Origin of the sequence: Amnibacterium sp. (assembly GCF_036559085.1) — a bacterium.
In the GTDB taxonomy this organism is placed as follows: domain Bacteria; phylum Actinomycetota; class Actinomycetes; order Actinomycetales; family Microbacteriaceae; genus Amnibacterium.
Genome location: NZ_DATBTU010000010.1, coordinates 90,094 through 103,411, shown reverse-complemented (window position 1 = coordinate 103,411; position 13,318 = coordinate 90,094). Strand labels below are relative to the sequence as shown.

Genomic DNA, 13,318 nt, shown 5'->3' with positions numbered 1-13,318 from the left:
TCGCGCAGCGGCTGCTGAGTGGGCCGTGCTCGATTCAGCGGCTCGAGAGCCGCTCCCGCAGGGCGGCGAGTGACTCGTCGTCCGCGAGGCGGCCGGCCGAGGTCGGCTCGCTCGTGAACGTGCCGGCGCCTGCGGCGACGGCGTCCTCGGTCTGCTGCTTGAGGATCTGCGCCTTGTGCGCCTCCCAGCGGGCCTGGGCCGCCGCGTACTCCTGCTCCCACTTGTCGCGCTGCTCCTCGAAGCCCTCGCGCCACTCGTTGGTCTCGGGGTCGAAGCCCTCGGGGTACTTGTAGTTGCCCTGCTCGTCGTACTCGGTGAGCATGCCGTAGAGCGCCGGGTCGAACTCGGTGCCCTCGGGGTCGACGCCCTCGTTCGCCTGCTTGAGCGAGAGGGAGATGCGGCGACGCTCGAGGTCGATGTCGATGATCTTGACGAAGACCTCCTCGGCGACCGACACGACCTGCTCCGCGAGCTCGACGTGACGGCTGGACAGCTCGGAGATGTGCACCAGACCCTCGATGCCGTCCGCGACGCGGACGAACGCACCGAACGGCACGAGCTTCGTGACCTTGCCCGGTGCGACCTGACCGATCGCGTGGGTGCGGGCGAAGACCTGCCACGGGTCCTCCTGCGTCGCCTTCAGCGACAGGGAGACGCGCTCGCGGTCGAGGTCGACCTCGAGCACCTCGACGGTGACCTCCTGGCCCACCTCGACGACCTCGCTGGCGTGCTCGATGTGCTTCCAGCTGAGCTCGGAGACGTGGACGAGCCCGTCGACGCCGCCGAGGTCCACGAACGCACCGAAGTTGACGATCGAGGAGACGACGCCCTTGCGGACCTGGCCCTTGTGCAGGTTGTTGAGGAACGTGGTGCGGCTCTCGGACTGCGTCTGCTCGAGCAGGGCGCGGCGGGAGAGGACGACGTTGTTGCGGTTCTTGTCGAGCTCGAGGATCTTCGCCTCGAGGCTCTGACCGAGGTACGGCGTGAGGTCGCGGACCCGGCGGAGCTCGATCAGGGACGCCGGCAGGAAGCCGCGGAGTCCGATGTCGACGATCAGGCCGCCCTTGACGACCTCGATGACGGTGCCGGTGACGACGCCGTCCTCCTCCTTGATGCGCTCCACGTCGCCCCAGGCGCGCTCGTACTGGGCACGCTTCTTGGAGAGGATCAGCCGCCCCTCCTTGTCCTCCTTCTGGAGGACGAGGGCCTCGACCGTGTCGCCGACGGCGACGACCTCGTTGGGGTCGACGTCGTGCTTGATGGAGAGCTCGCGCGAGGGGATGACGCCCTCGGTCTTGTAACCGACGTCGAGGAGGACCTCGTCGCGGTCGATCTTCACGACGGTTCCTTCGATGAGGTCGCCGTCGTTGAAGAACTTGAGGGTCTTCTCGACCGCGGCCAGGAATTCCTCTGCGGATCCGATGTCGTTGATCGCGACCTGCTTGGGGGCCGATGCGGTCGGTGTGAGAGTCATGGAGTTGATTGCGTCGGTTTCGTGTCGGGCCGCAGCGACATCAGGCCGCTGCAGCGGATGGGATGGAGTTGTCGAGCCCGTGAGGCCCGGCCGATCGGGCACCCCGAGGGTGCCGGACGGCGATCCGTCCCACTGGAACCGGACGGACGAACGGCGAGTCTACCGAAGTCCGCGGACGCTGTCAGGACGGTATCGAGGACAACGCCCGGGGCGGGCGCCGTGTTCCTCCCGGGAACGAGGAAGCGCCCCGCCGGGGAACGGCGGGGCGCTGCTGCGAGGGGTCGGCGTCGACTCCTCGACTACTCCTTGTCGAGGTCGGTGCTGAGCAGCGCGACGAGCGAATCGAGCGCCGCGTCGGCGCCGTCGCCGTCCGCCGAGAGCGTGACCTCCTCGCCGTGCCCGATGCCGAGAGAGAGGATGCCGAGGATGCTCGCGGCGTTGACGCTCTTGCCCGCCTTGGTGGTCAGCGTGACCGGCACGCCGGCCTTCGCCGCCGCCTGGCTGAAGAGGGAGGCCGGGCGAGCGTGCAGCCCGACGCTCGATGCGATGGTGACGGTGCGTTCCGGCATGGTGCTCCTTCGGAACCGGCCCGGAGCCGGCTCAGTCGTCCTCGGGGGTCAGCAGGCGGTAGACCTGCTCGGCGGTCGTGGCAGAGCGTAGCTGCTCGGCCTTCTCGGGATCGAGGAGGATCTCGGCCAGCTGCGAGAGCAGGGCGATGTGGCCGCCGCCGGCCGCCGCGATGCCCACGCAGACGCGCACGTCGTTGCCGTCCCAGTCCACGCCGTCGGGGAAGCGGAGCACGACGAGCGCGTCCTGCTTGACCGCCTCCTTGCCGGCGAGCGTGCCGTGCGGGATCGCGACGCCCTCGCCGACGAAGGTCGACACGCTGTGCTCGCGCTCCAGCATCGCGTCGATGTACGACTCGTCGACGGCGCCGGCCTCGAGCAGCGCCTGCCCGCACTGGCGGACGGCGTCGAGCCGGTCGGACGCGTGGGAGTCGAGCCGGATGGACGACTCGGCGAGGAGCGAGGTGAGAGCGGCTCCGGCCATCGTCAGACCTCCACGCTCGTGCCGTCTTGGATCGCCTTGACGACCTTCGCGACGTTGGGGTCGCCCATGAAGAGCTGGAAGGTGACGACCGGCACGTCGGGGACCATCTGCCGCGCGCGGTCGGCGAGCCCGGCGTTCGTGACGACGACGTCCGCGTCCGTCGGGATGTGGGCGACGGGGGCGTGCTCCACGGTGACGCCCGTCTTCTTCAGCTGCTTCTTCAGCTGGCCGGCGAGCATCACGCTGCTGCCCATGCCGGCGTCGCAGGCGACGATCAGTTTCTTGATGCTCGACCCGTCGATCGTGGTCAATTCGTGCTCCTTCGGTGGATTGGTGCGAGCGTACGCCCGCCGTTCGACAGCGGAGGGCGGGGTATCCCAGGGATCCCCCGCCCTCCGACGTCAGGCCGATCAGGCGCCGGCGACGGCGGTCTTCCGGCCCTTGTTCTGCGCGTTGCGGGCGTTGGCCTCGTCGAGGTCCATCGCCGTCTTCTCGCTGCGGCCGAAGCCGAGCAGGAGCGCGCCGGCCGCGAACGACACGGCCGTGGCGATGATCACGCCGAGCAGCATCGTCACGATCTCGTTCGGCGGGCACTCGATGAGGTAGGCGATGATCGAGCCCGGGGAGGCGGGGGCGCGGAGGCCGACGCCGAAGATCACCCAGGTGAGCACGCCGCAGCCGCCACCGAGGATCGCGGCGATGATCAGGATCGGCTTCATCAGCACGTACGGGAAGTAGATCTCGTGGATGCCGCCGAGGAACTGGACGACGATCGCGGCCGGCACGGTCGGGCGCACGGCCCGCGGGCCGAACAGCATCATCGCGAGGAGGATGCCGAGGCCGGGGCCCGGGTCCGACTCGAGCATGAAGAGGATCGACTGGCCGGTCTGGTGCGCCTGCGTCGCGCCGAGCGGCACGAGGACGCCGTTGCCGATCGCGTTGTTGAGGAACAGCACCTTCGCGGGCTCGATGATGATCTGCGCGAGCGGCAGCAGGTGCAGGTTGATCAGCCACTGCACGACGGAGCCGAACGCCTGGCTGATCGCGACGACGATCGGGCCGAGCCAGAAGAGGCCGACGAGCGCCATCGCACCGCCGATGATGCCGGCGGAGAAGTTGTCCACCAGCATCTCGAACCCGGCGCGCAGCTTGCCGTCGACGAGCCGGTCCCAGTACTTCAGGATCAGCGCGGTGAGCGGTCCGATGATCAGCGCGCCGAGGAACTGCGGGCCGAGGTCGCCGAGCGTCAGCTTCGGGTTGTAGGCGAGCGGGGAGATCACGACGCCCATCGTCGCGATGGCACCGACGACGGCCCCGCGCTGCCCGTGCACCTGGCGGCCGCCGGTGTAGCCGATCAGCACCGGGATCAGGAAGACGATGATCGGGCCGACGATGGAGCCCGCGGCGGTGGTGAACGGCAGCGGGTTCGTGGCCGGGCGGCCGGCGATCAGGTTGACCCAGCCGCTCGGGATGAAGAGGGCCGTGACGAGACCCCAGGCGATGAACGCACCGAGGTTCGGCATGATCATGCCGGCGAGGAACGCGCCGAAGCGCTGGATGACGGCCCGTGGGCCGGTGCCGGTGACCACCGGCGTGTATGCGGACATTGTCCTTGTTACCCCTTTGTAGCGAGTCCGAGTCGGATACTTCGACGCTCAGGTCCCCCTCTGGGAGCGGGGGCCGTCTGTATCCAAGTCTCAAACGTTGTCTGCGTCAACCACGGATCTGCGCCGCTCCCGCGCCGGGCGTGACCCGCCCACTGGGGGTGCGTCGCGGCGCCGTCCTCCGCCCCTCGCACCCCTTCATGGGCAGGGGTCGAGGACCTGGCGCTCAGTGGGCGGCGGCGTCCCAGTCGTGGCCGACGCCGACCTGCACGTCGAGCGGGACGCGGAGCTCGGCGGCACCGCCCATCCGCGCGCGCACGATCTCGGCGAGGGCGTCCTGCTCGCCGTCGGCGACCTCGAAGACGAGCTCGTCGTGCACCTGGAGCAGCATGCGGGAGCGGAGGTCGGCCGCCTTCATGTCGTGGGCGACGCCGATCATCGCGAGCTTCATGATGTCGGCGGCGCTGCCCTGGATCGGCGCGTTGAGCGCGGCGCGCTCGGCGTTGTCGCGGAGCACGCGGTTCGGGCTGCTCAGGTCGGGGAAGGGACGGCGGCGGCCGAAGATCGTCTCGGTGTAGCCGTCGACGCGGGCCTGCTCGACGACGTTGCGGAGGTAGTCGCGCACGCCGCCGAACCGCTCGAAGTAGCCGGCCATCAGCTCCCGCGCCTCGGCGGTGTCGATCCGCAGCTGCTTCGACAGGCCGAACGCGGAGAGGCCGTAGGCGAGGCCGTACGACATCGCCTTCACCTTCGTGCGCATGAACGGCGTGACCTCGGCCGGGGTGACGCCGAAGACCCGGGAGCCGACGAAGCGGTGCAGGTCCTCCCCGGAGACGAACGCCTCGATGAGGCCGGCGTCCTCGGAGAGGTGCGCCATGATCCGCATCTCGATCTGCGAGTAGTCGGCGGTGAGCAGCATCGGCCGCTCCTCCCCGGCGATGAAGGCCCCGCGGATCCGCCTGCCCTCCTCCGCACGGATGGGGATGTTCTGGAGGTTCGGGTCGTTCGAGGAGATGCGGCCGGTGGTCGTGCCGGTCTGCACGTAGGTCGTGTGGATGCGCCCGTCGGCGCCGATGCCGCGCTGCAGCGTCTCGATGATCTGCTTGAGCTTCGACGCGTCGCGGTGCTGCAGCAGCACGTCGAGGAACGGGTGCGGGCTCTTCGCCTGCAGGTCCGCGAGCGAGTCGGCGTCGGTGGAGTACCCCGTCTTGTTCCGCCGCGTGCCCGGCATGCCGAGCTCGACGAAGAGCACCTCCTGCAGCTGCTTCGGCGACCCGAGGTTCAGCTCGTGCCCGACGATCGCGTACGCGTCGTCGGCGAGCTCGCGGACGCGGGTGGAGAGCTCGGTGTTCAGGGCGTCGAGGGCGAGGACGTCGACGGCGACGCCGGCGGTCTCCATCTCCGCGAGCACCTTCAGGGTGGGCAGCTCGATGTCGGTGAGGACCTTCAGGGTCTTCTCGTCGAGGCCCTCCCGGAGCACGTGCGCCGAGCGGTAGACGTACCAGGCGTGCGTCGGCGCCGGGGACGCTCCCCCGATGTCCTGCACGAGCTGGTTCGGGTCGGCCTCGGGCAGCCGCTCCTGGAGGTAGCGGTCGACGACGTCGCGCAGCGTCTTGTCCTGGCCGCTCGGCCGCAGCAGCCAGGCGGCGAGCAACGTGTCGAACGCGATCCCGTCGAGAGTCAGGCCGCTCGCCGCGGCGGCCTTCAGCTGGGTCTTCGCGTCGTGCAGCACCTTCGGGGCCGACGGGTCGGCGAGCCAGGCCTCGAGCGGCGCGTAGTCGGCGCGGCCGGGCTGCCACGGCAGGTCGACGGTCTCGGTGGGTGACGCGATCCCGACGCCGACGACGCGGGAGCCCTGGGTCTCGAGGACGAGACCGAGGCCCTCAGGATGCGCGGCGCGGTTGCGGTCGAGCCAGACGGCGAGCTCCTCGTCGAGGAGCTGCTGGGCGGGCGGCGCGGGCGGCGCGGCGTCCGCGTCGGCCTCCGCCTCGGGGGCCGAGCCCGACACGCCGCCGCCCTCGAGCTTCAGCACCCGGTCGAGCAGCTGGCGGAACTCCAGCTTGCCGAAGACCTGCCGCACCGCCTCCTCGTCGATGGGACGGCGAACGAGATCCGCGGGGGCGACCGGCAGCTCGACGTCGGTGTGCAGGCGGTTGAGGCGGCGGTTGCGCTCGGCGTTGCCGCGCTGCTCGCGCAGGTTGTTGCCGACGACGCCCTTGATCTCATCCGCGTGCTCGAGGATCGCCTCCAGCGAGCCGTACTGCTTCAGCCACTTGACGGCCGTCTTCTCCCCGACCTTGTCGATGCCCGGCAGGTTGTCGCTCGTCTCACCGACGAGCGCGGCGATCTCGGGGTACTGGTACGGCTCGATCCCGTAGCGCTCGCGCACCTTGTCGGTGTCGTAGCGGGTGAGCTCGCTGACGCCCCTGACGGACGGGTAGAGCAGCGTGACGTCGTCGTTCACGAGCTGGATCGAGTCGCGGTCGCCCGAGACGATGAGCACGTCGTAGCCCTGCTCGCGGCCCTGCACGGAGAGGGTGGCCAGGATGTCGTCCGCCTCGAAGTCCTCCTTCGTGACGGTCGGGATGTTCATGGCGGCGAGCGCCTCCTGGAGGAGCGGGATCTGACCCTTGAACTCCGGCGGGGTCTCGTTGCGCGTGCCCTTGTACTCGGGGTACTCGCGGTTGCGGAAGGAGAAGCGGGAGATGTCGAAGGCGACCGCGAGGTGGGTGGGGCGCTCCTTCTGCAGGAGGAGCAGCAGCATCGACAGGAAGCCGTGGATGGCGTTCGTGTGCTGGCCCTCGGCGGTGCTGAAGCTGTCGACGGGGAGGGCGTAGAACGCTCGGAACGCGAGCGAGTGCCCGTCGACGACCAGCAGCGTAGGCTTCGACGGATCCGGCACCCGACCAGCCTAACGAGCGGGTCCGACCCCGCCCGGCGCTCTCGGAAGGACCCCGCATCGATGCAGCTCCCGCCTGACCTCGACCCCGAGCTGGTGACCCGGCTGGTGGAGTCGGGGGGCGGTGAGCTGGCCGTGCGGATGGAGATCGAGTTCCTGGAGCTGTCCGCGTCGCGCTCGGTCGCGCGGATGCCCGTCGAGGGCAACCGGCAGGTCGTCGGGCTGCTGCACGGCGGCGCGCACCTGGTGCTCGGCGAGTCGCTCGGCAGCGTGTCCTCCGCGATCCACGCCGGCCCCGGCCGCTACGCGGTGGGAATCGAGATCAACGCGACGCACAGCCGCTCGGCCACCGAGGGCTTCGTGGTCGCGACGTGCGAGGCCATCTCGCTCGGCCGCACCCTCTGCACGCACCAGACGTCGATCCGCGACGAGCAGGGCCGGCTGCTCTCCACGGTGCGGATGACGAACCTCCTCCGCGACGCCTGACCCGCGCACCCCGGCCTCGTGGTCGCAATTCGTGCCGCTCGCAACCATCGGCGAGCGGCACGAACTGTGACCACGGCGATGCGAGCAACAGGGTGGTCACAGTTCTGGCCGCTCATCCTTCTGCCGGAGCGGCCCGAACTGCGACCACCGCCCTGTGGAGAGTCGGGCGCCACTCGCTGATCGGACCTGCACGCTGTCCGCATGGTCTCGCGTGCACCGCTGCCGTCGTCGCTCCTGACGGACCCGTTCGACCGGCCGACCGCGGGTCGTCATGGCGTCGGACCCGGTCGGCTCCGTGACGCGGACATCGTGCGCCCCTACCGCGGCGTCCAGACAACGACGACGCCCTCGACCATCTGGGAGCGGTGCCGCGCCTACGCCGTGCGGATGCCGCCCGGCCAAGCCTTCAGTCACGTCACCGCCGCCCAGCTCCTCGGCTTCGAGCTCCCGCTCGAGCTCGCTCGCCGGGTGGTGCTGGACGTCTCCGCGGTCCATCCCGCGACCGCACCACGGGCGAAGGGAGTCCTCGGGCACCGACTTCGGGTCGCTCCCGGGGTGATCGAGCTCAGAGGGCTGATGGTCTGCAGCACTGTCGACACGTGGTGCCAGCTCGCCGGCCTCATGGAGCTCGACGACCTGATCGTCATCGCCGACCGCTTCCTCACGGACCTTCCCCTCCCAGAAGGAGAGGTCCGATCGACTGGCCGCCGCCATCGCTCGGAGAGACCCGAGGATGCGGATCTCGTTGCGAACCGCGCTGAAGGAGGCTCGCAGAGGTTCCGCCTCCCCCGGCGAGACGCGGCTTCGACTCGTGCTCGTTCGCGCCGGACTCCCCGAGCCCGAGCTGAATGTCCCGCTGTACGGCGCAGACGGGAGCTACCTCGGCAAGCCCGACGTCGTGTACCGGAGGCAGCGCGTGGTCTTCGAGTACGAGGGCGACGGCCACCGCGAGCGGAAGCAGTTCCGCTACGACGTCGAACGGTACGAACGCCTGAGCGACGAGGGGTGGGTGGTCGTCCGGGTCACGGGCGACGATCTGAAGGGCGATCGAAGAGAGCGGCTGGTGGAACGCGCCAGGTCTCGGCTGGGAGCGGACATCGTGGCGGATCGACCTCGTGCAGCCCCTACTTCTTCGGGGCCGCCAGCTGCTCGATGACGGCCTGCGCGACGTCGTGCATCGTGAGGCGACGGTCCATCGACGCCTTCTGGATCCAGCGGAACGCCTCCGGCTCCGTGAGCCCCATCTTCTCGTTGAGCAGACCCTTGGCCCGGTCGACGAGCTTGCGGGTCTCGAAGCGCTCGACCATGTCGGCGACCTCGGACTCGAGGGCGACGATCTGCGCGTAGCGCGCGAGGGCGATCTCGATCGCTGGGAGCAGGTCGTTCGGTGTGAACGGCTTCACCACGTAGGCGAGGGCGCCGGCCTCGCTCGCCTGCTCGACGAGCTCCTTCTGGCTGAAGGCGGTGAGCAGGACGACCGGCGCGATGTGATCGCGGGTCAGCCGCTCGGCCGCCTTGATGCCGTCGAGCTGCGGCATGCGGACGTCCATGACGACGAGGTCGGGGCGCAGCTCGGTCGCGAGCTGGACGGCGGTCTCGCCGTCGCCGGCCTCCCCGACGACGTCGAATCCGTTGTCGCGAAGGATCTCGACGATGTCGAGCCGGATCAGGGACTCGTCCTCCGCGACGACGACGCGGCGGGGTGCAGCGGTTGCGTTGTCAGCCACGCTCGAAGCCTAGTCTGTGGAGGCGCGGCTGCCTGCGGGGTGGCCGAGCGGGCCGGTGTGGCGGAATGGCAGACGCGGGGCACTCAAAATGCTCTGTCCGAGAGGGCTTGTGGGTTCGAGTCCCACCACCGGTACTCATGAGCGGGACGCGGCGGCCTCGACGACCACCCGCTCCGCCGGTGGGGTCGGCATCCGACGGCGGCGCTTCAGCCGGAGCGCCGGGCGCTCGACGAGGAGGTACGTCGCGGTCGCGAGCGGCAGCGTGATCGCGAGCACGAGCGCGAGGTCCGGCGGCAGCCCGGCGGCCCAGATGGTCGATCGTCAGCCAGTTGATCACCGGCAGGTGCCAGAGGTGGACGCTGCAGCTGATGATCCCGGCCGCACGCAGCGGCGGCGACTCGAGCAGCCGCGCGCTCCAGGCCGTCCTGCCGCGAGTCCGGTACGAAGAGGCGGGGGCGAAACGACAGCGGACCCCCGCCCCGCAGCGCGGGGGCGGGGGTCCGCCTTCGTCGTATCGGGGCCCGCCTCTTAGTCCGGGCTCCGCTCTCGCGGTTCCGTCTCGACCATGCCGTCAGCGTGGTCCGGGAAACCTGAATCCGGGCTGCGAATCCCGGCCCGATCGGCGCGTCGCGGCGGAGCGGCTCAGAGACCCGCGAGCCACGGCGCCAGCGGCCCCAGCAGCCAGAACCCGAGCCACACCACCCCGGTCATCGCGGTGATCGACACGACCGCGAAGGTCGGGAACCGGTGCCGCTCGGGGGCCCGGCCGCGGCGCAGCGGTCCGTGCTCGAGGCTCGTCGCCGGAGCCACCACCCCGTGGCGCGGCAGCAGCTCGACGTCGCCCGTCGTGTCGGCGAGGGTCCCCCGCGCGCGCAGGGGCTCGTGCTCGGTCTCGGTCCAGCCGCCGCCGTTCCACCAGCGCTCGGTCCCCGAGCCGTCCCCGTACCAGCCCGGCGGTGTCGCGTGGATCGTCATCGGGACCCCGTCCCCGGCCCCGCGGCCGATGCCCGCACGCTAACGGCAGCAGCCGGGCGGGGTCATCCCCCGCCCGGCTGCGAATGCGTAACGATCGGCCGATCAGCCGCCGAACTGCTGGTAGGCGGGGGCGGCGCCGCCGATCGCGTCGCCCATCACGTGGACGCGCATGTCGTTCGTGGAGCCGGTGATCCCGGGAGGGGATCCGGAGATCACGACGACCTTGTCGCCGCGCTCGACCCGCCCGATGCTGAGCAGCACGTCGTCGACCTGGTGCATCAGCTCGTCCGTGTTCGTGACCCGCGGCACGAGGAATGTCTCGACGCCCCAGCTGAGTGCGAGACGCGACCGGATGCCGGGCTCGGGCGTGAACGCGAGCACGGGGATCTGCGACCTGAGCCGAACCATCCGCCGCACGGAGTCGCCGGACTCGGTGAAGACGCAGAGGAACTTCGCCTCGACGAAGTCCGCGACCTCGGCGGCGGCGAGCGTGATCGCGCCGCCCTGGGTGCGGGGCTTCGTGCCGAGCGGCAGGATGCGCTCGAGGCCGTGCTCCTCCGTGGAGCGGACGATCTTCGCCATGGTCTTCACGGTGGTGACGGGGTACTCCCCCACGCTCGTCTCGCCGGAGAGCATGACCGCGTCGGCGCCGTCGAGCACCGCGTTCGCGACGTCGGACGTCTCGGCGCGGGTCGGGACGGGCGAGGAGATCATCGACTCGAGCATCTGCGTCGCCACGATGACCGGCTTCGCGAGGCGCCGCGAGATCTCGCAGGCCTGCTTCTGCACGATCGGCACGGCCTCGAGCGGCAGCTCGACGCCGAGGTCGCCGCGGGCGACCATCGTGCCGTCGAACGTGTCGATGATCGCCTCGAGGTTGTCGACCGCCTGCGGCTTCTCGATCTTCGCGATCACCGGCACGCGCCGGCCGACCTCGTCCATGATCTCCCGCACGCGCACGACGTCGTCGGGGCTTCGCACGAAGGAGAGCGCGATGAGGTCGGCGCCGAGGCGCAGGCCCCAGCGGAGGTCGGCCTCGTCCTTCTCCGACAGGGCGGGCACGTTCACCGCGACGCCCGGCAGGTTGATGCCCTTGTTGTTCGAGACCGTGCCGGCGACCATCACCTCGGTGCGCACGCGCACCCCGTCGGTGTCGAGCACCTGCACGCGCACCTTGCCGTCGTCGATCAGCAGGGAGTCGCCCGGCTTCACGTCCTGGGGCAGCCCCTTGAACGTGGTGCCGACGAGGTCCTTCGTGCCGAGGACGTCCTCGGTGGTGATCGTGAGGATGTCGCCCTCGGCGAGCTCGTGCGGCCCGTCGGCGAAGCGGCCGAGGCGGATCTTCGGCCCCTGGAGGTCGATCAGCACGGCGACCGCCCGGCCGGTGTCGTCGGACGCGCGCCGCACCTCGCGGTAGACGCCCTCGTGCACCTCGTAGCTGCCGTGGCTCAGGTTCATCCTGGCGACGTCGACGCCGGCCTCGATGATCGCCCTGATGTTCTCGTAGCTCGAGGTCGCCGGCCCGAGGGTCGCGACGATCTTCGCTCGTCTCATCGGTGGTGTGTCCGCCAATCGTGGTTCGGGATGTGCCGTGTCGAGGGTAGTGCCGCGGGAGACGGGCTCCCGACGGCCGCGGACTGCTAGAGGCTGAGCGCCCGGTCGGTCGGCCGGACGGGCGCGGGGAGCTCGGACTCGCCCTCGAGGTAGGCGTCGACGGCGGCCGCCACGGAGCGGCCCTCGGCGATCGCCCAGACGATGAGGGACTGGCCGCGGCCGGCGTCGCCGGCCACGAAGACACCGGGCACGTCGGTCTGGAAGCCGTCGTCCCGGGTCACGGTGCCGCGCTCGTCGAACGGCACCTCGAGCTGCTCGGCGAGGTCGTGCCGCTCCGGTCCGGAGAACCCCATCGCGAGCAGCACGAGGTCGGCCGGCAGGGTGCGCTCCGTGCCGGCCTTCGGTACGCGGTGGCCGTCGATGTACTCGGTCTCGGCGACGCGCAGCCCGGTGACGCGGCCGCTCTCGTCGCCGAGGAACTCGACTGTCGACGAGAGGAACTCGCGCCGGCCGCCCTCCTCGTGCGCGCTCGCGACCTCGAACACCGTCGGGACCATGGGCCAGGGCTGCGCGTCGCTCCGGGTGAGCGGCGGCTGCTTGCCGATCGCGAGGTTCGTCACGCTGCGCGCGCCCTGCCGGTGCGCGGTCCCGATGCAGTCCGCGCCGGTGTCGCCGCCGCCGATCACGATCACGTCGCGGTCCTCCGCGAGGATCTGCCCCGGCACCTGGTCGCCCGCGACGGCCTTGTTCGCCTGCGTGAGGAACTCCATCGCGAAGTGCACGCCCTCGAGGTCGCGGCCCGGCACGGGGAGGTCCCGCGGCACGGGAGCACCCGTGGCGACGACGACCGCGTCGTAGCGTCGGCGCAGCTCGTCCCAGGGGATGTCGACGCCGATCTCGACGCCGGCGCGGAAGCGCGTGCCCTCCGCGATCATCTGGTTCAGCCGCTGGTCGAGGCGGTGCTTCTCCATCTTGAACTCGGGGATGCCGTACCGGAGCAGGCCGCCGATGCGGTCGTCCCGCTCGAACACGGCGACGGTGTGGCCCGCCCGCGTGAGCTGCTGGGCGGCGGCGAGCCCCGCGGGGCCGGAGCCGACGACGGCGACGGTCTTGCCGGTGAGCCGGGTCGGTGGATGCGGCTCCACCCATCCGTTCGCCCACGCCTGGTCGATGATCGAGACCTCGACCTGCTTGATCGTGACCGCCGGCTGGTTGATCCCGAGCACGCACGAGGCCTCGCACGGCGCCGGGCAGAGCGTCCCGGTGAACTCCGGGAAGTTGTTCGTCGCGTGCAGCCGCTCGATGGCCTGCCGGCCGTCGCCGCGGTACATGAGGTCGTTCCACTCGGGGATGAGGTTCCCGAGCGGGCAGCCGTGGTGGCAGAACGGGATGCCGCAGTCCATGCAGCGCCCGGCCTGCCGGCGCAGCTCGCCGCGGTCCTGCTGCTCGTAGACCTCGTGCCAGTCCATCAGCCGCAGCGCGACGGGGCGCCGCTTCGGCAGCTCGCGCTCCCGCGTCTTCAGGAACCCCTTGGGGTCAGCCATTGCAG

At 70.6% G+C, this 13,318-nt stretch carries 13 protein-coding genes and 1 tRNA gene; 3 read left to right on the top strand and 11 right to left on the bottom strand.

Annotated features, from left to right (window positions below; genetic code table 11):
* Window positions 1–34 precede the first annotated feature (34 nt).
* From rpsA to polA, 6 genes are all read right to left on the bottom strand, one after another.
* The gene (gene rpsA, locus VIG76_RS01325) at window positions 35–1,474 is read right to left on the bottom strand and encodes a 30S ribosomal protein S1 (RefSeq protein WP_331950217.1); all 1,440 of its coding nucleotides are present in this window, start codon (window positions 1,472–1,474) and stop codon (window positions 35–37) included.
* A 299-nt stretch (window positions 1,475–1,773) separates the two neighbouring features.
* Entirely contained in the window at window positions 1,774–2,043 is a 270-nt protein-coding gene (locus VIG76_RS01320; RefSeq protein WP_297342432.1) for an HPr family phosphocarrier protein, read from the bottom strand.
* 31 nt (window positions 2,044–2,074) lie between these two features.
* Window positions 2,075–2,524: a PTS mannitol transporter subunit IIA gene (locus tag VIG76_RS01315; protein ID WP_331950212.1), complete on the bottom strand. Its 450-nt coding sequence runs from the start codon at window positions 2,522–2,524 to the stop codon at window positions 2,075–2,077.
* A gap of 2 nt (window positions 2,525–2,526) precedes the next feature.
* The gene (locus VIG76_RS01310) at window positions 2,527–2,835 is read right to left on the bottom strand and encodes a PTS lactose transporter subunit IIB (RefSeq protein WP_331950210.1); all 309 of its coding nucleotides are present in this window, start codon (window positions 2,833–2,835) and stop codon (window positions 2,527–2,529) included.
* A 99-nt stretch (window positions 2,836–2,934) separates the two neighbouring features.
* On the bottom strand, window positions 2,935–4,131 hold the full coding sequence (locus VIG76_RS01305; RefSeq protein ID WP_331950208.1) for a PTS mannitol transporter subunit IICB: 1,197 nt from the start codon (window positions 4,129–4,131) through the stop codon (window positions 2,935–2,937).
* Window positions 4,132–4,354: 223 nt separating this feature from the next.
* A complete protein-coding gene (gene polA / locus VIG76_RS01300) occupies window positions 4,355–7,030 on the bottom strand; it encodes a DNA polymerase I (RefSeq protein WP_331950206.1) in 2,676 nt (891 codons plus the stop codon).
* A gap of 60 nt (window positions 7,031–7,090) precedes the next feature.
* On the opposite strand from polA, the gene VIG76_RS01295 reads away from it, so the two are divergent.
* Window positions 7,091–7,513: a PaaI family thioesterase gene (locus VIG76_RS01295; RefSeq protein ID WP_331950204.1), complete on the top strand. Its 423-nt coding sequence runs from the start codon at window positions 7,091–7,093 to the stop codon at window positions 7,511–7,513.
* Window positions 7,514–8,258: 745 nt separating this feature from the next.
* Window positions 8,259–8,669 (top strand): DUF559 domain-containing protein, encoded by a 411-nt coding sequence (locus VIG76_RS01290; RefSeq protein WP_331950202.1) that lies wholly within the window; start codon window positions 8,259–8,261, stop codon window positions 8,667–8,669.
* On the opposite strand, the gene VIG76_RS01285 is transcribed toward VIG76_RS01290, so the two are convergent.
* Window positions 8,638–9,240, bottom strand: a complete 603-nt coding sequence (locus tag VIG76_RS01285) for an ANTAR domain-containing response regulator (RefSeq protein ID WP_331950200.1) — start codon at window positions 9,238–9,240, stop codon at window positions 8,638–8,640. The two genes, VIG76_RS01290 and VIG76_RS01285, sit on opposite strands and share 32 nt — an antisense overlap.
* A gap of 51 nt (window positions 9,241–9,291) precedes the next feature.
* Between VIG76_RS01285 and VIG76_RS01280 the strand changes: the two genes are divergently transcribed.
* Window positions 9,292–9,374 (top strand) — tRNA-Leu (locus VIG76_RS01280).
* Window position 9,375: 1 nt separating this feature from the next.
* On the opposite strand, the gene VIG76_RS01275 is transcribed toward VIG76_RS01280, so the two are convergent.
* The 4 genes from VIG76_RS01275 to VIG76_RS01260 all read right to left on the bottom strand — a co-directional run bounded on the left by VIG76_RS01275 (window position 9,376) and on the right by VIG76_RS01260 (window position 13,313).
* On the bottom strand, window positions 9,376–9,516 hold the full coding sequence (locus tag VIG76_RS01275; protein WP_331950198.1) for a hypothetical protein: 141 nt from the start codon (window positions 9,514–9,516) through the stop codon (window positions 9,376–9,378).
* A 366-nt stretch (window positions 9,517–9,882) separates the two neighbouring features.
* The gene (locus VIG76_RS01270) at window positions 9,883–10,215 is read right to left on the bottom strand and encodes a DUF2510 domain-containing protein (protein WP_331950196.1); all 333 of its coding nucleotides are present in this window, start codon (window positions 10,213–10,215) and stop codon (window positions 9,883–9,885) included.
* 102 nt (window positions 10,216–10,317) lie between these two features.
* Window positions 10,318–11,769, bottom strand: coding sequence for a pyruvate kinase (gene pyk, locus VIG76_RS01265; RefSeq protein WP_331950194.1), 1,452 nt, complete (start codon window positions 11,767–11,769; stop codon window positions 10,318–10,320).
* 86 nt (window positions 11,770–11,855) lie between these two features.
* The gene (locus VIG76_RS01260) at window positions 11,856–13,313 is read right to left on the bottom strand and encodes a glutamate synthase subunit beta (protein WP_331950192.1); all 1,458 of its coding nucleotides are present in this window, start codon (window positions 13,311–13,313) and stop codon (window positions 11,856–11,858) included.
* Window positions 13,314–13,318: the final 5 nt, after the last annotated feature.